At 41.7% G+C, this 20,308-nt stretch carries 18 protein-coding genes; 7 read left to right on the top strand and 11 right to left on the bottom strand.

Annotated features, from left to right (window positions below; translation table 11 throughout):
- The first annotated feature begins 97 nt into the window (after nucleotides 1-97).
- The 3 genes from PCRYO_RS00465 to PCRYO_RS00455 are packed head-to-tail and all read left to right on the top strand — an operon-like array spanning nucleotide 98 to nucleotide 3,580.
- A complete protein-coding gene (locus PCRYO_RS00465) occupies nucleotides 98-2,008 on the top strand; it encodes an ABC transporter ATP-binding protein (protein WP_011512465.1) in 1,911 nt (636 codons plus the stop codon).
- A gap of 49 nt (nucleotides 2,009-2,057) precedes the next feature.
- Nucleotides 2,058-2,945, top strand: coding sequence for an alpha/beta fold hydrolase (locus tag PCRYO_RS00460; RefSeq protein WP_011512464.1), 888 nt, complete (start codon nucleotides 2,058-2,060; stop codon nucleotides 2,943-2,945).
- A gap of 8 nt (nucleotides 2,946-2,953) precedes the next feature.
- Nucleotides 2,954-3,580, top strand: coding sequence for an alpha-ketoglutarate-dependent dioxygenase AlkB family protein (locus PCRYO_RS00455; RefSeq protein ID WP_011512463.1), 627 nt, complete (start codon nucleotides 2,954-2,956; stop codon nucleotides 3,578-3,580).
- Between the two features lie 35 nt (nucleotides 3,581-3,615).
- Here the strand turns inward: PCRYO_RS00455 and PCRYO_RS00450 are convergent, their stop codons facing one another.
- The 3 genes from PCRYO_RS00450 to PCRYO_RS00440 all read right to left on the bottom strand — a co-directional run bounded on the left by PCRYO_RS00450 (nucleotide 3,616) and on the right by PCRYO_RS00440 (nucleotide 6,759).
- Entirely contained in the window at nucleotides 3,616-4,611 is a 996-nt protein-coding gene (locus PCRYO_RS00450; protein ID WP_011512462.1) for an NADP-dependent oxidoreductase, read from the bottom strand.
- Nucleotides 4,612-4,670: 59 nt separating this feature from the next.
- Entirely contained in the window at nucleotides 4,671-5,429 is a 759-nt protein-coding gene (locus PCRYO_RS00445; RefSeq protein WP_041752899.1) for an endonuclease/exonuclease/phosphatase family protein, read from the bottom strand.
- A gap of 217 nt (nucleotides 5,430-5,646) precedes the next feature.
- Nucleotides 5,647-6,759, bottom strand: coding sequence for a hypothetical protein (locus PCRYO_RS00440; RefSeq protein WP_011512460.1), 1,113 nt, complete (start codon nucleotides 6,757-6,759; stop codon nucleotides 5,647-5,649).
- 561 nt (nucleotides 6,760-7,320) lie between these two features.
- Between PCRYO_RS00440 and PCRYO_RS00435 the strand changes: the two genes are divergently transcribed.
- From PCRYO_RS00435 to PCRYO_RS00420, 4 genes are all read left to right on the top strand, one after another.
- Nucleotides 7,321-9,516, top strand: a complete 2,196-nt coding sequence (locus tag PCRYO_RS00435; RefSeq protein WP_011512459.1) for a M3 family metallopeptidase — start codon at nucleotides 7,321-7,323, stop codon at nucleotides 9,514-9,516.
- Entirely contained in the window at nucleotides 9,517-9,774 is a 258-nt protein-coding gene (locus tag PCRYO_RS00430) for a YheV family putative metal-binding protein (protein ID WP_011512458.1), read from the top strand.
- Nucleotides 9,775-9,921: 147 nt separating this feature from the next.
- Nucleotides 9,922-10,452 carry a hypothetical protein gene (locus PCRYO_RS00425; RefSeq protein ID WP_011512457.1) on the top strand — a complete coding sequence of 177 codons (531 nt, stop codon included), beginning with the start codon at nucleotides 9,922-9,924 and terminating at the stop codon, nucleotides 10,450-10,452.
- Nucleotides 10,453-10,495: 43 nt separating this feature from the next.
- Entirely contained in the window at nucleotides 10,496-11,068 is a 573-nt protein-coding gene (locus PCRYO_RS00420; protein ID WP_011512456.1) for a hypothetical protein, read from the top strand.
- A gap of 112 nt (nucleotides 11,069-11,180) precedes the next feature.
- On the opposite strand, the gene pnp is transcribed toward PCRYO_RS00420, so the two are convergent.
- The 8 genes from pnp to infB all read right to left on the bottom strand — a co-directional run bounded on the left by pnp (nucleotide 11,181) and on the right by infB (nucleotide 20,286).
- Nucleotides 11,181-13,283 (bottom strand): polyribonucleotide nucleotidyltransferase, encoded by a 2,103-nt coding sequence (pnp, locus tag PCRYO_RS00415; protein WP_011512455.1) that lies wholly within the window; start codon nucleotides 13,281-13,283, stop codon nucleotides 11,181-11,183.
- Between the two features lie 602 nt (nucleotides 13,284-13,885).
- Nucleotides 13,886-14,152: a 30S ribosomal protein S15 gene (gene rpsO, locus PCRYO_RS00410; RefSeq protein WP_011512454.1), complete on the bottom strand. Its 267-nt coding sequence runs from the start codon at nucleotides 14,150-14,152 to the stop codon at nucleotides 13,886-13,888.
- A gap of 352 nt (nucleotides 14,153-14,504) precedes the next feature.
- Nucleotides 14,505-14,684: a hypothetical protein gene (locus tag PCRYO_RS00405; RefSeq protein ID WP_011512453.1), complete on the bottom strand. Its 180-nt coding sequence runs from the start codon at nucleotides 14,682-14,684 to the stop codon at nucleotides 14,505-14,507.
- Between the two features lie 45 nt (nucleotides 14,685-14,729).
- Nucleotides 14,730-14,888, bottom strand: coding sequence for a hypothetical protein (locus PCRYO_RS13225; RefSeq protein ID WP_188004066.1), 159 nt, complete (start codon nucleotides 14,886-14,888; stop codon nucleotides 14,730-14,732).
- Between the two features lie 58 nt (nucleotides 14,889-14,946).
- Nucleotides 14,947-15,471: a type 1 glutamine amidotransferase domain-containing protein gene (locus PCRYO_RS00400; RefSeq protein ID WP_011512452.1), complete on the bottom strand. Its 525-nt coding sequence runs from the start codon at nucleotides 15,469-15,471 to the stop codon at nucleotides 14,947-14,949.
- A gap of 389 nt (nucleotides 15,472-15,860) precedes the next feature.
- The gene (gene truB / locus PCRYO_RS00395) at nucleotides 15,861-16,940 is read right to left on the bottom strand and encodes a tRNA pseudouridine(55) synthase TruB (protein WP_011512451.1); all 1,080 of its coding nucleotides are present in this window, start codon (nucleotides 16,938-16,940) and stop codon (nucleotides 15,861-15,863) included.
- 16 nt (nucleotides 16,941-16,956) lie between these two features.
- Nucleotides 16,957-17,361 carry a ribosome-binding factor A gene (locus PCRYO_RS00390; protein WP_011512450.1) on the bottom strand — a complete coding sequence of 135 codons (405 nt, stop codon included), beginning with the start codon at nucleotides 17,359-17,361 and terminating at the stop codon, nucleotides 16,957-16,959.
- Nucleotides 17,362-17,559: 198 nt separating this feature from the next.
- Nucleotides 17,560-20,286, bottom strand: coding sequence for a translation initiation factor IF-2 (gene infB / locus PCRYO_RS00385; protein WP_011512449.1), 2,727 nt, complete (start codon nucleotides 20,284-20,286; stop codon nucleotides 17,560-17,562).
- Nucleotides 20,287-20,308 lie beyond the last annotated feature (22 nt).

Genomic DNA, 20,308 nt, shown 5'->3' with positions numbered 1-20,308 from the left:
TGGTCAAGATTTGCTAAAATAGCACACTACTCACTCACCTATATAATTGCTCAAGATTGCGTCTATTCACGCTTTTCTTGACGTATTGCTATTGCCTATGAACGCTCTATTTCGCTTTTTTGAAAATCGCCTGCCGGCCTTCCCTGAAACACCGATGCCACTACCCTCACCTCGTGATGGCATGCTAAAGTTTCTGTGGGCGTGCACCAATGGTTTACGCGGCTGGCTACTGCTATTTATGATTTTGTCAGCCGGTATCGGTATTTACGAAGCCATGCTCTTTGCTTGGATTGGAAATATCGTTGACTGGCTTGGGGTTTATACCCCGCAAAATCTGTGGCTAGAAAAAGGCGACATGCTGCTGCTCATGCTGGCGGTGATGATTGTCAGCCCATTATGGATTGCCTTATCCTCATTTATCCATTTTCAAACCTTGCAAGGGGTATTCCCCATGCAGATGCGCTGGCGTTTTCATCAGCGTATGCTTGGTCAATCGATGCAGTTTTATCAAGATGAATTCTCCGGTCGCGTTTCTGCTAAAGTGATGCAAACCGCATTGGCAGTACGTGATACCGTTATGACAGTTACTGACATGTTTATGTATGTCGCTGTCTATTTTATTACTTCAGGTATCATTCTCTTCAATCTTGATAGTTTGCTACTGATTCCCTTTATCGCGTGGTTTGTATTAGTTTGGCTTGCGATGTGGTATTTCATACCTAAACTCAAACAAACGGCTATTGTACAAGCAGATGCTCGCGCCTTGATGACGGGGCGCATTACTGATGCCTACGCCAATATTATGACCGTCAAGCTGTTTAGTCACTCGCGCCGTGAGCTCAGTTACGCCAAAAACGCCATGGGGCAGTTTTTGGGTACCGTCCATGCACAAATGCGCTGGGTCAGCTATCTTGAGTTTTCAACGCATTTGATTAGTGTTGTTTTGGTCAGTAGTACTGCTGGTATTGGCTTGTATTTATGGCAACAAGAAGCCATTGGTGTCGGTGCTATTGCTGCTGCAACTGCTATGGCGCTACGCTTGAATGGTTTAACGCGCTGGATTATGTGGCAGACGGCAAGTTTGTTTGAAAGTATCGGTACGGTACAGGACGGTATGCGTACCTTATCTGCACCGCAAACCATCATTGACAAACCCAATGCACCAGCTTTAAAAGTCACAGAAGGTCGTATCGTCTTCGATCATGTTGACTTCAGTTATGAGAATGACAGCGATGATACAGACAATAACGATGGTGGAAATTTAAACGACGGTAACCTATCAGCCACGTCTACTATCAAACTTCTCGATAATTTTTACTTGGACATCAAACCCGGCGAAAAAATCGGTCTGGTTGGACGTTCAGGTGCCGGCAAATCCACCTTGGTCAATCTACTCTTACGCTTCTTTGATGTCGATAAAGGTAAAATCCTCATTGATGGTCAGGCGATTGATGAAGTGACCCAAGAGTCCTTACGTCAGCAAATCGGCATGGTGACCCAAGATACCTCTTTATTACATCGTACCGTACGCGAAAATATTGCTTATGGTCGTCCTGATGCTACTGACGAGCAGATTATCATCGCAGCAAAACAAGCTCAGGCATGGGACTTTATCAAAGATTTATATGATGATAAAGGCAACATGGGGCTGGATACTCAAGTTGGTGAACGCGGCGTCAAACTTTCGGGTGGGCAGCGTCAACGTATTGCCATCTCACGTGTTATGCTAAAAAACGCGCCTATTCTACTGTTAGATGAAGCCACCAGTGCGCTCGATTCTGAGATCGAATTTGCAATTACTGAAAGCCTGAACGATATTATGACTGGCAAGACAGTTATTGCCATCGCCCATCGCTTATCAACCATTGCTGCTCTTGATAGACTGGTTGTGATGGATAAAGGTCAAATTATTGAGCAAGGCAGCCATGATGAACTATTGAATCTACATGGTATCTATGCACGATTATGGCATCGCCAAAGCGGCGGCTTCTTAGGTGAAGACAGTTAATTAAAAGCGCTTTATTAAGAGTAACTTCTCACAGGGACGTGTTTATTTTATGGAAGCTTATACAAATCGCATCAACCTTGCTGGCAGACAGGCTCGCTATTATGACTTACAGCAACTAGGGTCAGCCAATCAAACTGATTATAAACGTGCGCCTGCCCATTTTTATGGGGGTAACAGCTTTACCGTTGGTACTTATACACCATTGTTAAATGAGCTGGCAGCCAGCTTTGAGCTGAGCTCATTGGCATTACGCGGCTATTGGTACGATAAACCGCAAGCACGCCGCCTAACGCGTGAGCAAGATGCTGAGATGCTGATTGAGTTTTTAGAAAAAACCCAAGATAAACCAGTTGTTGGCATTGGACACTCGCAGGGCGCAACTGCTACTGCAATAGCGGCGGCTCAGCGTCCAGAGCTTTTCTCAGAGCTCTACCTTATCGAGCCTGTTACCTTTACCAAAAAACAAGCAAGAATATATAATCTGTTGCCGCGGCAGTTTTTACTAAGCCAAGAACCCTTTAAAAGTACAGTAACTAAGCAAACCACTTGGGCAAGTATTCAGGAATACTTCGATCACTTGAGGGAGCAGCGGGCATATCAACGTATTAGTGATATAAACCTAAAAACCTTTGCTACACAAAACCTGAGCACTAACAATGACGGTAGCTATACTCTGCTATTCTCACCAGAACAAGAGTTAGCTAATTATTTTGGTGCCCCTCATATTGATGCGGCGCTTAAAAAGCTAAGCTGCCCTTATACTTTGATTACTGGCAAACCTACTTTATTTATTAATCCAAAAGTACGTAAACAATGGCACAAATTTGTTCCTGATAGCAGTATTATTTCCTTACCAGAGTATGGACATTTATTACCCATGGAGGCGCCAGAAATCTGCGCTCAAATTATTAATGAGCATTATCAGAGCAATAAATAAGCTGACCTATGACTGACATTTTTGCGCCCAAGCTGACTGACAACCTTTTGCCTTATGACGGTCTGGTAAATGATTTAGGTATTGTGATCGATTATCCCAGCCCTTTATTTTATAACTTGGTGACTGAGTTACCTTGGCAAGAAGATATCGTTACTTTATTTGGCAAGACACATATCACAACGCGTCAAATCGTTTGGATGGGTGATAGCGATATTGATTATCAGTACTCTGGTCATACGCGTCAAACCATACCTTGGACAGATACTGTGTTTCATGTGAAACATCATATCGAACAGAAATTATTAGATCTTGGAATTGATGCCAATTTTAATTCCTGTTTACTCAACTATTATCCTTCTGGTGAGGATGGTATGGGCTATCATGCCGATGATGAACGAGAGCTTGGTGAGCAACCAGTTATTGCTTCATTATCTCTTGGTGCTACGCGTAAATTTGTCTTTAAGCATAAAAAAACTCAAGATAAAGTTGAGCTTTATCTTGAGTCAGGTCAGCTAATTGTCATGCATGGTGATACCCAAAGCTTTTGGAAGCACAGTATTACCAAGACTAAAAAGGTAACCACAGGACGCATTAGCCTAACCTTTCGGCAAATATATCCAAATAATCGAAGCTAACCATTAGCTAAATCTATTATCCAATCAACCTCGGCTCAACTGACTTTCAATACCAATTTACCAAAAGCATCGCCTTTTTGCAGCTCATGATGGGCGATAACGACTTCTGACAATGGATAAGTCTTTTGCAAACGTAAAGTCAGTTGACCATCTGCTACCAGCTGTAGCACTCGTGCCATATCCTCACCATTACGCTGAGCCGCATAACCTTCAACGCTTAGGTTTTTTTGACTGCCTGCTCCTTTGAGTTTATCTACCCAAATTGTTGGTAGTACATATACACGTCCAGACTCTTTGACAACGTCTAGCGCCCTTACACCCGCTTCATCACCGACCAAATCCAATAAGACGTCGGCTTGCAGCTCAGGGAACGAATCATTTTTGGTGTAGTCAATCCAGCCTGTAAGCTGATTAGTATCTATCAAGCTATCCAGTTTTTTATACTTTTCTGCTGAACAAATAAGCGTGACTTTGATATTATGTTTAGCGATTTTTTTCATCAAAAGCTGTATCAATAGATGACCAACACCGCCTGCTGGGGCATTCATCACTACATGCTCGCCCTCTTTGATATCAGCAAACTCAACAAACTGTAGCGCCGTTTGTCCGATACAAGGTAATGCGCCTGCCTGCTCTAAGGTGACAGCTTCAGGTACACGTGCCAGCATTTTAGCATCAACAGCGACATATTCAGCATAGCATCCACCGTTAAAAGTTAATGCTGCGACTTTATCACCAACGGCAAATTTTTTACTTTGACTGTCAACTACTGTGCCTGACATATCAAAACCCAAAATCGCTGGTTGATTATGATCAAACTTATCTTTTTGGATGTTGGTAGCGCCCCAGCCTTTACCTTGACGAGTTTTATAATCGACTGGATTGATACCGGCGTAAGCAACTTTTACCAGCACTTGATCATCTGTCAAATCAGGTACGGCAACATCATCTTGGTATATCATGACTTCAGGTTCACCAAACTCACGTATGAGTACGGCATTTTGAGTCATTGGCATGCTTTTATCAGACATTATTTATCATCCTTGTTTATTTTAGTTTAGCGTTCTTTATTCCATTAATAATTTTTACTCTATAGCAACGCCAGTTCTGCACTCAAAGGCAGATGATCAGACAGGGTTGACCACGGTTTACCCGTATGTACCCAAGCATCTTTTATTCTGAGATTACGGACATAGATACGGTCTAAGCTCAATACAGGTAGCTTTGCTGGAAAGGTAGGCAGCAGCTTGCCGTGACAATGTTTAAAAGCTTCCGTCATACCCAAGCTTGATGCCAATCTATCACAAGACATTTTTTTCCAGTCATTAAAATCGCCGGCCAAAATCAGTGGCTGGTCAGGGGCAATCTCATCTCTGACATAGTTAGAAATCGCTTCATATTGCTTGATACGATCGCGCTCAAATAGGTTTAAATGGGCGCATAAAACCACCACTGGCACCTCCCAACCTACCGGCTGCACTTCACAATGCAAAACCCCGCGCTGCTCAAGCTTATTGACCGTAATATTGACGTTGTGCTTGGGATCAAGTGGAAATCGGCTCAATACAGCATTGCCATGATGGCCGTTATCGTACTCTGAATTTTTGCCATAACTGTTTTCTAGTTGCAGATATTCACCAAACCATTCGTGCTGAGACTGGTCAGGGTACTCGTTATATTGAATATTGCGCTTAAGGTTTTGCCCCTGTACTTCTTGTAGGCAGAGTATGTCGGAACCTATAATATCAAGTGCTTGGGCGATACCCTGAACTTTGACCTGGCGATTCATAGGCGACATGCCTTTATGAATGTTATAACTTGTGAGTACAAAAGAGGTGGTATTAGTCATAATGGTAGTAGTCATAAACTCAGTATTTATAGAGTAGATATTGGGTATTGAATATGGTCAGCTTAAAATAAAAAATAATCGTTTGAAATAGAATCGAGGCACTAGAAAACCATACATGTAAAAAGAGCATTGGCTCATACTGAACCAATGCTCTCATACTATACCTATGTGCTATCAATGACCAATGGCTAATTCGTTACTGAGCCTATGTCATCTATTAATAGCGGGTGACAAGAGCAATGGGTTGGTCTGCATTCATAATATCTTGTGGCATAAAGACCGCTTTACCGCCATTATGAATGACATGCTCAATGATTTCACCAATAGCATCATCAGTGATACCTTCTGCACTTGAGTCGTCCGCAAGACTTAGCGTTTGCGCTTTTTCATCAATTTTGGCTGGTTGAATATAGCCACGGCGGACATACAAGGTATCGCCTATACCCTGAAAAGCACTGCGATAGACTTCTTGCAAATCAGTCTGTAGTTTGTTCGCCCCGCGCGCTTTATCAATCTCGCCCAGTGCCGCTTGGTGTAAGGAGGTACGATAACCTTCTACTGCTTCTTGTACACTATTGATAACATGCTGTGCACCACCCTCATCTAGATTGGTGGCATTTGATACCGTAGCGATGATATTATCCGGACGGTCACAAACATCTTTATAGTAGCCAATATTTTTGCTATCACCGACTACGACTAGCGGCATTTTATGCTCGCCCCACAGCTCTTGAACACTCTTATCTACTTGGTTAAAGAACTCTTTTAACGCACTACTCTCATTATTCGCTGAGCGATCTGATCCGCCATCGCTTGTCGTATGAAGTCCATTATTGTCGATAGGAAAAGGAATGTTTTCCATATTATTTTGGGCAGTATCGTCTAGATCGAACTCTCGTATCACGCGATCATTAGAGGCTTCAATTAAACGTGCCTTATCACGAGTCAATACCAAAGTATAATAATGCACAGCGCTTGCCATATCACGCACTAAATCACGGGTCGCAAAACGATGTGAGATAACCACGCGCTCAGTGGTATCAATAGGCATACGGATCACTTGCACATCGTCAGTACTAGCAAAAATAGCTAAGGTATCTAGATTAAGATTATGATTCAGCTCTTTGGTCTTAGCATGGATATTGTCTAAGATAGTGGTTGCCGTACGCTTGTCATACTCATTGGTTAGACGTTCTTCGACGACTTTTAATTGGTTTTTTAGGGCAATAGGGTCTTTGTCATTAGCAGGGTGTTCACGGTGCGTTTTGACAAAAATACTGACTGCTGGATTCGCCTTTGTCTCACGTAAGCTTTTAAGAGTTGCTTTCATTTAATACTCCTTGTTTTATGACTATAAATTTCCAATACTACTTTTGGTACGCCTTGCCTGTTACTTATTCTAGATTTTTGCGGTCAGGCGACTGCATACTCTTAATAACATAGCATGCTTAACAGGCTATTCATACTACAGCACTATTAACGCCTGTTATCCTATTACACTACCAACTTGACCACACAAGCTATAGGGTTAATTTGCAAGCAAATGATGATGCTTTGTAAATAATATCAACGCTTGCCACAATAACCTTAATAACAGTAGCCTTAATAAAGGTCACTTGATTAACAGCTTATCAAAGCTCAAGCTTTCAGCTTGTATTTTCATTAATGAAGACCCATCATTTAAATATTACAATGCTGATTATTAACAATGGTTATCAATACCCCATAACGATTAGCCTTACATCAAGCTATTTAACTTTGAGAAACCTTGATATTAATATATCTTTAAAATATAAACAGTAATGCCTGTTAATCATTTGAACGATTTGAATAATTACGCCAAATTAAACCCTTTTATCTGTCAAACTCATTATTTATAACGGAACCTTTTATGACTTCTATTTCTTTAAAGTTACATCTTGTCGATTTTGCCGATACTGCACCAAGCACTTTACAACAGCAAGTAATCAGCGCCATTGACACGGCTAATGCGTTTTTAGATGAGTTGACGGTGTGTACAGATAGCAAGGATACGTCTACCTCGATAGACGCTGAGCAAGCGCTAAGTGATATAAAAAACTTTGACCACATCAATTTGGCATTGGATCGAAGTTGGGGCATTTTGTCGCATCTGAATAGTGTCATGAGTAATGATGAGATCCGCCATGTCCATCATGAGCTGTTACCAAAGCTATCAGCTTACGGTACGCGCGTTGGGCAGCATCAGCCGCTATTTAGTCGTTATCAAGCGATTGTCAATGATAAAGCTTTCTTCGCAGCGCTTGAGCCGGCACGAGCACGAGCTATTGAGCTTGCGCTACGTAGCTTTGAGTTATCAGGGGTCGCATTACCAAAAGCTGAGCAAGATAAATTTGCAGTCACTCAAAGTAAGCTGCCTACGTTATCAGCCACTTTCTCAGACCATGTTTTAGACGCCACTCAAGCTTATGCGTTGCCGCTTAAAACAGAGCAGTTAGCAGGTTTGACTGAAAGTGGTTTGGCGCTATTGGCCGATGCAGGTGAGCAATATAAAACAAGCCAGCTTGCAAATGGTTCGCTCACGCAAACAGAGGTTGATACCTTACCGATGCCTTATTATGTGGCAAGCTTAAATATTCCTGTGTATCTTGCCATTATGACCCATGCCGATGATCGCAACTTACGCGAGACGTTATATCGTGCCTATGTCACTCGCGCCTCTGAGTTTGATGATCATACTAATGCTAAAGGTCAGTCTCTAAATAACGCAAATATCATGAGTGAGATTTTGCAGTTACGTGAACAAAAAGCCAGACTATTGGGTTTTGATAACTATGCAGAGGTATCGCTATCGACCAAAATGGCAGACAGCGTGGCAGAAGTAGAAACCTTTTTACGTGATTTAGCAGTGCAAGCAACGCCAACTGCTGCGCAAGATTTGGCGCAATTGCAAAAATATGCGCAAGATTACGGTATTGAAGATTTGCAGCCGTGGGACAGTGCTTATATCGCCGAAAAGGTCAAACAAAGCGAGTTCAGCTTATCACAAGAAGAGATTCGCCCGTATTTCCCATTACCAAAAGTGATTAGCGGTTTATTCGCTATCGTTGAGCGTTTATACGGTATCAAAGTACAAGAGCAAAATGAATCCGTATTACGCTGGCATGATGAGGTGCGTTTTTATCAGTTATTTGATGCTGATGATAACTTGCTTGGCGGTTTTTACTTTGATTTATTTGCCCGTAGTGGTAAACGCGGCGGCGCCTGGATGAGTGGCTTTCAGTCACGTTATAGTTATGAAGAGCAAAACCACCAACAGTTACCAGTGTGCTTTATGGTCGGTAACTTCACCCCAGCACTCGATGGTAAGCCAAGCTTATTGACTCATGATGAAGTTGTCACCTTGTTTCATGAGTTTGGTCATGGTCTTCATCATTTATTAACCCAAGTGACGGTCGGTGATGTCGCTGGGGTCAATGGCGTAGAATGGGATGCCGTCGAGCTGCCGAGTCAGTTTATGGAAAACTGGGCGTGGGACGCGGAAGGTATTGCTCTTATTAGCAGTCATGTCGAAACTGGCACGCCATTACCAAAAGAGAAACTCGATGCACTATTGGCAGTCAAAAACTTCCAAAGTGGTTTGCAAACGCTCCGTCAGATCGAATTTGCTTTGTTTGATTTGTTGATCCATGCGCACACGCCGGCGCTCGATTATGAAGGTATTTTGACTACGCTTAACAGCGTACGTAATGATATTGCCATTTTACAGACGCCTGATTACAACCGCTTTGCCAATGGCTTTAGTCACATTTTTGCTGGTGGTTATGCCGCTGGTTATTATTCTTATAAATGGGCAGAGCTGTTGTCTGCTGATGCTTTTAGTAAATTTGAAGAAGACGGCATTTTTAATCCCATCACAGGTAAAGCCTTCCGTGAGACTATTTTATCAGTGGGCGGTAGTTTTCCAGCTAAGGTGAATTTCGAAAACTTCCGTGGTCGTAGCGCCAGTATTGATGCTTTGCTACGTCATAGCGGTTTTTCTGATACTAAAGACCAGACTAAAAGTAGTACGGCTGCCAATGCCTCAATAACACGCGAGGTGATTTAAATGCGCTATCAATCAACGCGTCCAAAGCGGCAGTTTTTAGCGGGCGTTCGCTGCCCGAAATGTCAGGTCATGGATGCGGTAGTACAAGTCAATATCGTTGTGCCAGCGCCTGATGAATATATTGAATGTACGCTATGCGGGCATACTGAACATCGCCCTGATCCTGATGAGATCAGCGCAAAGAACCATCTTGAAGACCAATTAACTCGTGGCGCTATGATTACCGGAACCAGTGGGACGGTCAAATTCAAAGAATAACTCTTTATATTTGACGATCAGACAGTCATATCTCATGATTGCTATAAACAATGCTGTATTTAATCGCCCTTCTATCAATAGATGGGCTTTTTTATTTCGAGTTTGCTATAGTATGGCAGGATATCTTTAACCTAAATTGAACGTAGTATGAAAAGCAAAAAAACGCGTCCTTTCTCCCATAAAGTCTTAAAAAAATCTACCCATTCTGCTAAGCCAAGCCAAAAATGGTGGTTTGGTATTTTATTAATTGTGCTGTTAATCGGTTATTTCGTTTGGAAAGGCACGGTACCTCAATCTAATCAGAGCTCTGCTGATAATTTGCCAGTGACTTCCGAACAAGATAAGCCTACACAGATTGCTTCTGTACCATTAGAAGATGACGTTAATAATATTATTGGTGATGAAAATCAAGGTAGCGCTAGTATGACGGATTCTGATATCTCAGATCCCAAATCTATCTTAGAAGCCCCATTACCAAAAACGAACAGCTTAGCCAAAGAAGAGATTGATCGTTTAGAAGATGAACGTAAGCGCTTAGCCGAACAAGAAAAGCTCGCTGCTGAACAGATTGCCATGACCAAACAATTAACTGAACTAAAAGCTCAAGAAATCGCATTACTTGAGCAACAAATTGCCCAGTTAGAGGCTGATACTGCGGTTAAAACCACCACTAATTAGCAGTTATCGCCAAATAATGTATGCTTTTATTCAGGGGTTGATGATGGCATCTTTGCAACTCACTCATAATCCTATTTTAAATAGCAGCGCTCAGCTGCTCATACTTCCTGTTAATAGCGCTGGTCTCCTTTTAGATCCTATTTTGACTCGCGCAAAAACCCTATATCCTGATAATTATCAACGTTACTATCGTGCGTGCTGTGATGGTAGCTTAATGGTTGGTAGCTGTTTACTGCATAAACGCATACGTGAGCAAGCTGGGCTTAGTGTCAGTAGTAATGGCAACCAACCCAGTTATATTGCTAACCTTGTTATATCAGATCACTCTTATCATCCAGTAAGAGTACGCTGGTTGACGGAAGCTTTAATCGATTTACGACAACAACTGACAACGCTGATACGCTATCAAGGTATCCGTCACATTGCTCTGCTTGCCCGTCCCCTTATTTACAACCATTCACGCAATGAAGCCAATCCTTCGACCAATGAGTCTCTTATAACAAATGCGCTTCCATTAGATTGGCATATTGATATATTGCCTCTCATAACCCATTATTTAGCAAATTTACCTAAGCTTCGCATTGATATCCATGTACCTAGAGACGTTGCCATATAGCATATTTTCTAATTTTAGTTATATTTTACGTCCATAAAAAAACCGCCTTGAGCACTCATAATAAGTGATTCAAGGCGGTTCTTTAAATATTAACGCTATCAAATATCAAGCATTAGCTCTGCTCAATACCTTTCATAGTCAACTTGATACGACCACGATTATCAACATCTTGGACCAATACTTTAACGATTTGACCTTCTTTTAGATAGTCAGATACGTTTTCTACGCGCTCATCAGCGATTTGCGAGATATGCACGAGACCATCAGTATTTGGCAATACGTTAATAAAGGCTCCGAAGTCAACGATACGAGCAACCGTACCTTCGTAAGTTTTACCTACTTCAACTTCTGCTGTGATTGCTTCAATTTTAGCAATTGCCGCTTTAGTTGCCGCTTTGTTTTCACCAAAGATACGGATGGTACCAGCATCATCAATGTCGATAACCGCACCAGTTTCTTCCGTTAGCTGACGAATCGTTGCGCCGCCTTTACCGATAACATCACGGATTTTATCCGGATTGATCTCAATTACGGCATAGTTAGGTGCATGAGCATTGATTTCAGTACGGCTTTCAGGCAATACTTTGTTCATCGCGTCTAAGATATGGATACGACCAGCATGAGCTTGCTTTAACGCTTGCTCCATGATATCTGGGGTAATACCTTCGATTTTAATGTCCATCTGTAGAGCAGTAATACCGTCTTTAGAACCAGCAACTTTAAAATCCATATCGCCAAGATGATCTTCATCACCTAAGATGTCAGACAATACAGCAAAGCGCTCGCCTTCTTTAACCAGACCCATGGCAATACCAGCAACCGGTGCTTTAATTGGCACACCAGCGTCCATCAATGCCAAACTTGCACCACAAACAGAGGCCATAGACGATGAACCATTTGATTCAGTGATCTCAGAAACCACACGGATAACATATGGGAAGCGATCGCTATCAGGCAGCATCGCTTGTACACCACGGCGTGCTAGACGACCATGACCGATTTCACGACGTTTAGGAATGCCTTCACGACCTGTTTCGCCTACTGAGAAATGTGGGAAGTTATAATGCAACATGAAATGGTCACGAATGGTACCCGCTAGCGAGTCAATCATATTGACGTCACGAGTATTACCAAGGGTAGTCGTTACCAATGCTTGGGTTTCACCACGTGTAAACAATGCTGAACCATGAGTAAATGGTAATACGCCCACTTGTACATCAAGGGCACGAACAGTCTCTAAATCACGACCATCAATACGTGGCTTACCAGACAAAATGTTGTCACGAACGGTACGATACTTTAGATCGTTATAGATTTCTTTTAACTCAGATACGGTATCAGCATAGCTCTCTGATTCAGCATCACCAGCAAGAGCTGCAAGGGCAGCGTCTTTAATTTCATCAAGCTTGCTGTAACGTGCTTGCTTATCAGTGATGGTATAAGCGTCAGATACTTGCGTACCGAACTGCTCTTTCATACCAGTCTCTAACGTTTGATTGCGTACAGGAGCGGTATATTGCTGCTTAGCGGTACCGATTTCTGCTGCCATTGAAGCAATGTTGTCGATAACGATTTGCTGCTGCTGATGACCGTATAATACTGCGCCTAGCATTTGATCTTCTGATAACTCTGCCGCTTCAGATTCAACCATCAATACCGCAGACTTTGTACCAGCCACGACCAAGTCAAGATCACTTTCTTTAAGCTCTTCAAGCGTCGGGTTCAGTACGTATTCGCCATTGATAAAACCAACACGCGCCGCAGCAACAGGACCATTAAATGGTGCATCAGAGATAGCTAGCGCCGCTGAAGCACCGATTAGTGCTGCGATATCTGCTGATTGAGTTTTGTCAGATGACACAACCGTTGCCGTGATTTGAATCTCGTTGACATAGCCTTCAGGGAATAACGGACGGATTGGGCGGTCAATTAGACGCGAGGTTAACGTTTCAGACTCGCTCGCACGACCTTCACGTTTACCGTAAGCACCTGGGATTTTACCCGCAGCATACATTTTTTCTTGATAGTTAACGGTCAATGGAAAGAAGTTTTGACCTTCTTTAGCATCAGACTTTACAACCGCTGCTACCAATACAGTAACGCCGCCCATGTGGACTAAAATCGAGTTAGCTTGACGCGCAATACGTCCTGTTTCGATAACAACTTGCTGGTTACCGTATTGGAATTCACGCTTAATGGTATTAAACATTGTCATATAATTTTCCTAATATTGACTGACGAAATAATATCAGCACAAAAAACACTGATATCTGTCATTAAAATTCTTTGTATATAGCTTCTAATCGACTGTCTTTATACTTATAAATCTTGTCTATCGAAACTATTATTATCAAATATTTATCTTATGCAATTGGCTGGTACATAAAGCACAGCCCTGCATATTGGTTAATGCTAAAATTCGGTTTGCTATAACGATCATTTAGATTTTTATAGCATCAAAACCACTCCATCTATGGAGCCTCTTCACTACTTTACCTATGCATGTTTATCTATCATAAACAGTGCAAAAACCGACTAAGGCATTATTTTACAGTGATTTATGGTCATTGACCAACCTAATGCACTACTATCTATTTCTTAATAATTAGTTAAATATAAGCTTTTGTTTCTGTACTTAAACTCATACCATACTGATAAGCATAAAAAAACGGCGTGAAACTATTCCACACCGTTTTTAGAAAAATCTATTTTATCGATATCAACAAGCAAGTTCCAAATAGCTGCGCAAAAAATCTAAAATACTTCCCAGTTAAGGCATATCTCGTTTTAGCAACCATTCGTACTACTGTCGTCAAATTAACGACGTAGACCTAACTGGCTAATAAGGGTGGTATAGCGACCAAGATCTTTACCTTTTAAGTAATCAAGCAGTTTACGACGGGTATTAACCATACGGATAAGACCACGGCGGCTATGGTGATCCGCTTTGTGTGCTTTAAAATGGTTTTGTAGATCGTTGATGCGAGCACTTAACAAAGCTACTTGAACTTCTGGTGAACCAGTGTCACTTTCACCACGTTGGTATTGAGCAATGATTTGTTCGCGATCGGCATTAGTTAGCATAAATCTCTCCGGCAATGCTAAGAGCACCAAGATAACCTTAAAAGTTTAAGTATCGAGGAGCAATAGAATAGTCAATAAAATAGCCTGTACGTCATTCAGGACAACCCTGCATTACTAGAGTTGACCTAGTGTACGACAAGCTCAATGAGTCATAACTGTCACTTAAAACCATTTAGAATAATCTAAACCGTATTTAAATATGACGCCAATTATAACAAAAAACTGCTGGGCTAACAGCAGTTTTTTGTTATGGTTTTAAGAATATCTGATTATTGGTAAGTAAGTTGACTAAATTGTTAGTACCCATCAAAAGTAAACATGAAATGTAGATACCAGCCTTATAATCTAAGACTTATTTATTTTTTTGGATATCTTCTTCGCTAGCCATACCGCCTAGCTCATCGTCTGCTAAAGGCACAGTCGTAGCTTCTGCTAAACTATCAGGAGAGTTATCAGCACGAGGATTGATATCTTCTACAAGTTGATTAATCTCTTGTTCTTGCTCATCCATATCTTTTACTGAATTGCTCATAGTAACTCCTATTTACATTTAACTCATATATTCATACTTAAGAAGCTATTTATCTTCTTTCGTTTCCAAGTTATCAGCAATACGCTCTGCGGCAGCTTCAGTGTCTTCTGTATGATTATCTTCCGTCTGGCTTTTAAGCGCTGCTTTGGCAGAATCAGAACGTTGTTGCTCAAATTTGGTATCGTTTGGATTAGGCTGTGTCATCGTGTTATATCCTTATAGATAATGAATAAAAATTACTCTAAGTTAAAACGATTGGAACTCATGTTAAAGCTTTATCAATCGCTGCGACGAAATTATTAATATCATCTGGGTTGCGTGAAGTAATCAGATTACCGTCTATCTGCACGCTTGCGTCTACGAATTTTGCCCCAGCATTTGCTAAATCAAGTTGTAAAGTATGATAAGCCGTTAACGTTTTACCCTTAGCTATACCAGTATTGATTAATATCCAAGGCGCATGGCAGATAACAGCAAGCGGTTTACCAGCCTCATTTATTGCAGTAATAATACTGTGTGCATCTTCGTTACCACGCATGGTATCAGCATTAACCGTACCACCCGGCAAAACTAAAGCATCATACTCCGCAGGTTTTGCATCTTTTGCAAAAATATCAGCGGTAAAGGTATCGCCTTTGTTGACGTCTTGCTGCATACCTTGGACTTCTTTTTCTTTATTGGTGGTTATTAGAAGTGTGCTGTAACCTTTGGCTTTTAGTTTGTTGTTAACCTCTTCATATTCTGCTTGTTCAAAGTTGTTATGAAGTAAAAAAGCAATCGTTTTCATAGTACTTCCTATTATTTGTAAATTATATTTATGACTGAATAATTTTCTTATAATTGTAAAAATTAATTTATATGAATTAATGTATTGTTATTTTTATTTAGTTTTACTGCTCAAATTTATCATTATTATTATTATTATTTTATTCAACAATAATCTATAGTAAATCCGTTTTGTATTATTATCACCCTTTCATATTTTATATTGTACTTTCTTATTATTCTTTTCATCCATATCATGCTTTCCCTAGCTGACTTAATCAAGATACAAAAAAAGCAGGTTTCACTATAGGTGAAACCTGCAATAAAATGTGACGATATGTGATTTGTGTGAACTCTTAGTAAGTTTTGCAGCTTTTAAGTTATAAATCTAACCAGATTTACATGTTGAAATTACAACTGAATCAGCTTTTTAGGTTGCAATCGACCATTTAAGCTCACTGCCCCTAAACCAATAAACGCACCCTGCTCATCAATAAGACGAATATCTATCGGTATTTCATGTACCAATTGCTGCTCGTTATCATCGTTAGTATCTTCTATATTTTGACTATCAGCAGCGCTGTTATTGTTAGCAGCTAAATGCTGATCGATAGCTGTTGTGATATAACTTTGCACATCATCAGTCAACTGATCGATAACATTCAAGCGTTGACCCATTTGTACGCGCTCGCACTGCTCTGACGATAGTGACAGCTCAGCACTAATATCAATGCAGGCATCTACTGGCAATAGATATGTCTGACGTTGTTCTAATGGCAATGCTTCTAAATCTGCAAGCGCAATTGTCTCATCGATTTTAAAATCACCCACTTGTAGACGGCGCAATGCCGTTAAATGTCCAAGTGTACCCATCGCTTTAGCAATATCTTCTGCCAATACACGCACATAAGTGCCTTTTGAACAAGTTACTGTTAACTGGATTTGCTGCTCATCGATTGCTTTTAACTCAATGGCTTTAAGGACAATGTCTCTTGGCGGGCGGTCTACTTCTATACCAGCACGAGCATATTCATAGAGTTTTTTGCCATCTTTTTTTAAGGCAGAATACATCGGTGGAATTTGCTGCTGGGCACCTAAAAACTGCTGAGCGACTTTGTCTAACAGTGCATCATCAAACGCTGGAATCGGTGCCTCAGCAGTGACTTGCCCATCGGCATCACCGGTATCAGTTTGACTACCAAGTAGAATGGTTGCTTGATAAGATTTATCCGCATCAAGCTGATAGTGACTGAACTTGGTCGCTTCACCCAAACAGATAGGCAATAATCCTGTTGCCATTGGATCAAGTGTGCCGGTATGACCTGCTTTCTTGCTGTCATGGTTAGGCGATTTAAATAAATATTTTACCTTTGAAACCACTTGCTGAGAAGTCATACCTTGAGGCTTATCGACTAAAATAACACCAGAAACTTTAATCTTGTTAGGGTGATTACTAGACTTTTTATCCGCTTGCGTAGATGCGATAGACATAATGACTTTTACCCTTCTACTCTTCGTTTTCTTGCTCGTCAGACTCATTTTCTTCAGTTTTAATAACCGCTTTACTGATTAAATCCATCATGTAATTACCACGGGCAGTCACTTCATCATAATGAAAGCGCAAACGCGGTGTTGTGCGAGTCTTCAAACTATGACTCAGCTCAGTACGCAAGAAGCCTGCTGCTTTATTTAGCACCTTGATGCTTTCTTCATGATTTGACATGGTCATGGCATCATTGAGCTCAGGCTCCATAATGGTCACATACACATCAGCATAGCCCAAATCTGGGCTGACTTTAATGCTAGAGATAGTGACAAAACCTGTCAGACGCGGATCATTGACCGCGTCACGGATAAGGACAGCAAGCTCACGCTGAATCTGATCAGCTAAACGTTGTAAACGTTGGTTCATGTTATTACCTTGTTTTTATTGATCAATATAATCATTTATTAATAAGTTTAACGCCTAATATTTGTTAAAAAAGGCCTAGCAGGATGTACCTGTTAGGCCTAAGTACAGCTGAATATTTATAAGATAGCTAACCCATCATGCCATGCGCATTTAATAAAGCGGATTGCATGAGGCACCATCCTAATTTTACCAGTGACTTTAGATAGTACGTGCGAACTCTTGAATCTCAAAGACTTCGATTTTATCACCAGCTTCTACATCGTAACCGCGGACGGCTAGACCACATTCCATGCCCGTACGTACTTCATTAACGTCTTCTTTGTAGCGACGTAATGACTGTAATTGACCAGTAAAGATAACTTGGTCATTACGTAATACACGGATAGGTTTGTTGCGATAAATCGTACCTTCAACCACCATACAACCAGCAGCTGCACCAAACTTACTAGAGCGGAATACTTCACGAACGTCTGCAACACCTAAGATTTTCTCGCGATGTTCTGGCGCAAGCATACCGCTCATTGCCGCTTTCACATCATCAATCAAGCCATAAATAACGCTGTAATAGCGGATATCCATGTTGGCAGAATCTGATTTACGACGTGCGGTAGCATCTGCACGAACGTTGAAGCCTAATAATACCGCTTCACTAGATTCTGCTAGCGTCACATCTGACTCAGAGATAGGACCAACGCCTGAGCTGATCACACGGACTTTAACTTCATCCGTCGATAACTCATTCAATGCAGCAAGTAGTGCTTCAAGCGAGCCACGAACATCGGTTTTTAGAACGATATTTAGGTATGAAACATTACCCTGTTCCATCTGATCAAACATGCTCTCTAGACGCATCGCGTTTTGACGCTCAAGCTGACGCTCGCGCTCACGGTTGGTTCTAAAGTCCGCGACTTCACGGGCTTTTTTCTCGTCCGTTAAGACTAAGAATTCACTACCAGCTGCCGGCGTTTCAGGTAAGCCTAATATCTCTACAGGGATAGAAGGTCCAGCTGATTGAATACGTTTGCCATGTTCATCAGTCATCGCACGAACTTTACCGTAATATTCACCAGCTAAGACTAAATCGCCTTGTTTTAATGTACCTTTTTTGACAAGGACACTAACGACAGGACCACGACCTTTTTCAAGTCTTGACTCAATAACCACACCTTGAGCAGGACCATCTAATGGTGCTTCTAATTCCATTAGCTCAGCTTGTAAGCTAATAAGCTCTAGCAGCTCATCAATACCATCACCTGTCTTGGCTGAGATACGAGCCATAGGAGTATCACCACCCCAATCCTCCGATACCACTTCTTTTGCAGTCAACTCGTTAAGAACACGATCAGGATCAGCACTTGGCTTATCCATTTTGTTGATAGCAACAATCAGCGGCGTACCAGCAGCACGAGCATGATCAATCGCTTCTTCAGTTTGTGGCATCATGCCGTCATCAGCAGCAACGACCAATACAACGATATCTGTCGCTTGAGCACCACGTGAGCGCATTGCACTAAAGGCGGCGTGACCTGGAGTATCAAGGAAAGTAATAACACCACGTGCTGTTTTCACATGATAAGCACCGATATGCTGAGTAATACCGCCTGCTTCGCCCGTAGCCACTTTCGTTTCACGGATTTTATCTAGTAATGACGTCTTACCATGATCAACGTGACCCATGATAGTGACTACTGGTGGACGCGTTTGTACGTTACTGCTGCGCTCATCAACAGCATCTTGTAGATCGTCTTCAACTTTAGTATCACTGACGGGTACTGGATTGTGACCCATCTCTTCTACGATTAGACTAGCGGTTGCTTGATCAATCATGTCTGATTCGCGAGCAATTTCACCCATTTTCATGAGTAACTTAGTCACTTCACGAGCTTTCACTGCCATGCGCTGGGCAAGATCAGAAACCGTGATTTGCTCACTGATTTCTACATCATAAACAATTTTTTCGACAGGTTTTTCGAATTTATGCTGTGAAGACTGGCTTGAACGTAGACCGTTTTTGCGGTTCTTAATTTCACGCTCGTCTTGATTTTTACGACGACCACGGCCACGGGCACTAGTAGTACTGGTGCCACGCTTGATTTCACGACGTTCTTTCTCAAACGATTCTTCTAATGCGTCACCAACCAAACCTTCTGCCAATGGCTCATCTTTACGAACTTCAGTTGCGGGCTGATCAGTATATTGACCAGCCATTTTACGCATTTGCTCAAGCGTACGCTTTTGCGCTTCTTCAGCTTGGGTACGGCGTGTTTCAGTTTCGATCTCGCGTAAACGAGCTTCTTCTTTTTCACGCACTTCACGAGCTTTACGCTCAACTGCCGTCTCAACTTTTGGTTTTGTCGCTGTAACTTTCTTCTTAGGTTGGTCTTTCGGCTTAACTTCAATAGTAGTCTTGCCGCCTTTTTTCACAACCACTGACGTTGAAATATCGTCATTCTTGTCGTCTGACTTTTTGCTAGAGCCAAGGCTTGCACGCATCGCAGCTAAAGTAGCAGCTTGACGCTCCTCAGATTTTTTCTTAGTAGCAGCACGGTCTTCGGCATCTTTAGCAGCACGCGCTTGCGACTCAATCATCGCTTGCTCACGTGCAGCCAATTCTTCAGCCATCTTTTCTGGATCAGGCTTCTCGAACACTTTCTTTTTACGCACTTCAACATTGACGCTCTTAGATTTGCCCGAAGAGCCAGTCACACGCGCAGTACTAGTCGTTTTAGACTTCAGACTAATGCGACGCTTTTCTTCCTGACCATGACTTTGCTTTAAATACGTCACCAACTTTTCCTGCTCAAGCTCGGTGACTAAGTCACCTTCTGCACGCGCAGGCAGTCCAGCATCTACCAATTGCTGTTGTACAGCACTTGCGGTTTTGCTTACCATATCTGCCAGTTCTTTGACGGTCTTATCTGCCATTTATTATCACCTACTGTCTATT

Origin of the sequence: Psychrobacter cryohalolentis K5 (assembly GCF_000013905.1) — a bacterium.
Classification (GTDB): domain Bacteria; phylum Pseudomonadota; class Gammaproteobacteria; order Pseudomonadales; family Moraxellaceae; genus Psychrobacter; species Psychrobacter cryohalolentis.
The sequence above is the reverse complement of the archived record's forward strand: the minus strand, read 5'-3'. Positions and strand labels throughout refer to the sequence as shown.

Bases quoted from the DNA above. Each gene is read 5' to 3' on its own strand.
- PCRYO_RS00465 (WP_011512465.1), top strand. From the start codon at position 98: ATGAACGCTCTATTTCGCTTTTTTGAAAATCGCCTGCCGGCCTTCCCT.
- PCRYO_RS00460 (WP_011512464.1), top strand. From the start codon at position 2,058: ATGGAAGCTTATACAAATCGCATCAACCTTGCTGGCAGACAGGCTCGC.
- PCRYO_RS00455 (WP_011512463.1), top strand. From the start codon at position 2,954: ATGACTGACATTTTTGCGCCCAAGCTGACTGACAACCTTTTGCCTTAT.
- PCRYO_RS00450 (WP_011512462.1), bottom strand. From the start codon at position 4,611: ATGTCTGATAAAAGCATGCCAATGACTCAAAATGCCGTACTCATACGT.
- PCRYO_RS00445 (WP_041752899.1), bottom strand. From the start codon at position 5,429: ATGACTAATACCACCTCTTTTGTACTCACAAGTTATAACATTCATAAA.
- PCRYO_RS00440 (WP_011512460.1), bottom strand. From the start codon at position 6,759: ATGAAAGCAACTCTTAAAAGCTTACGTGAGACAAAGGCGAATCCAGCA.
- PCRYO_RS00435 (WP_011512459.1), top strand. From the start codon at position 7,321: ATGACTTCTATTTCTTTAAAGTTACATCTTGTCGATTTTGCCGATACT.
- PCRYO_RS00430 (WP_011512458.1), top strand. From the start codon at position 9,517: ATGCGCTATCAATCAACGCGTCCAAAGCGGCAGTTTTTAGCGGGCGTT.
- PCRYO_RS00425 (WP_011512457.1), top strand. From the start codon at position 9,922: ATGAAAAGCAAAAAAACGCGTCCTTTCTCCCATAAAGTCTTAAAAAAA.
- PCRYO_RS00420 (WP_011512456.1), top strand. From the start codon at position 10,496: ATGGCATCTTTGCAACTCACTCATAATCCTATTTTAAATAGCAGCGCT.
- pnp (WP_011512455.1), bottom strand. From the start codon at position 13,283: ATGACAATGTTTAATACCATTAAGCGTGAATTCCAATACGGTAACCAG.
- rpsO (WP_011512454.1), bottom strand. From the start codon at position 14,152: ATGCTAACTAATGCCGATCGCGAACAAATCATTGCTCAATACCAACGT.
- PCRYO_RS00405 (WP_011512453.1), bottom strand. From the start codon at position 14,684: ATGAGCAATTCAGTAAAAGATATGGATGAGCAAGAACAAGAGATTAAT.
- PCRYO_RS13225 (WP_188004066.1), bottom strand. From the start codon at position 14,888: ATGACACAGCCTAATCCAAACGATACCAAATTTGAGCAACAACGTTCT.
- PCRYO_RS00400 (WP_011512452.1), bottom strand. From the start codon at position 15,471: ATGAAAACGATTGCTTTTTTACTTCATAACAACTTTGAACAAGCAGAA.
- truB (WP_011512451.1), bottom strand. From the start codon at position 16,940: ATGTCTATCGCATCTACGCAAGCGGATAAAAAGTCTAGTAATCACCCT.
- PCRYO_RS00390 (WP_011512450.1), bottom strand. From the start codon at position 17,361: ATGAACCAACGTTTACAACGTTTAGCTGATCAGATTCAGCGTGAGCTT.
- infB (WP_011512449.1), bottom strand. From the start codon at position 20,286: ATGGCAGATAAGACCGTCAAAGAACTGGCAGATATGGTAAGCAAAACC.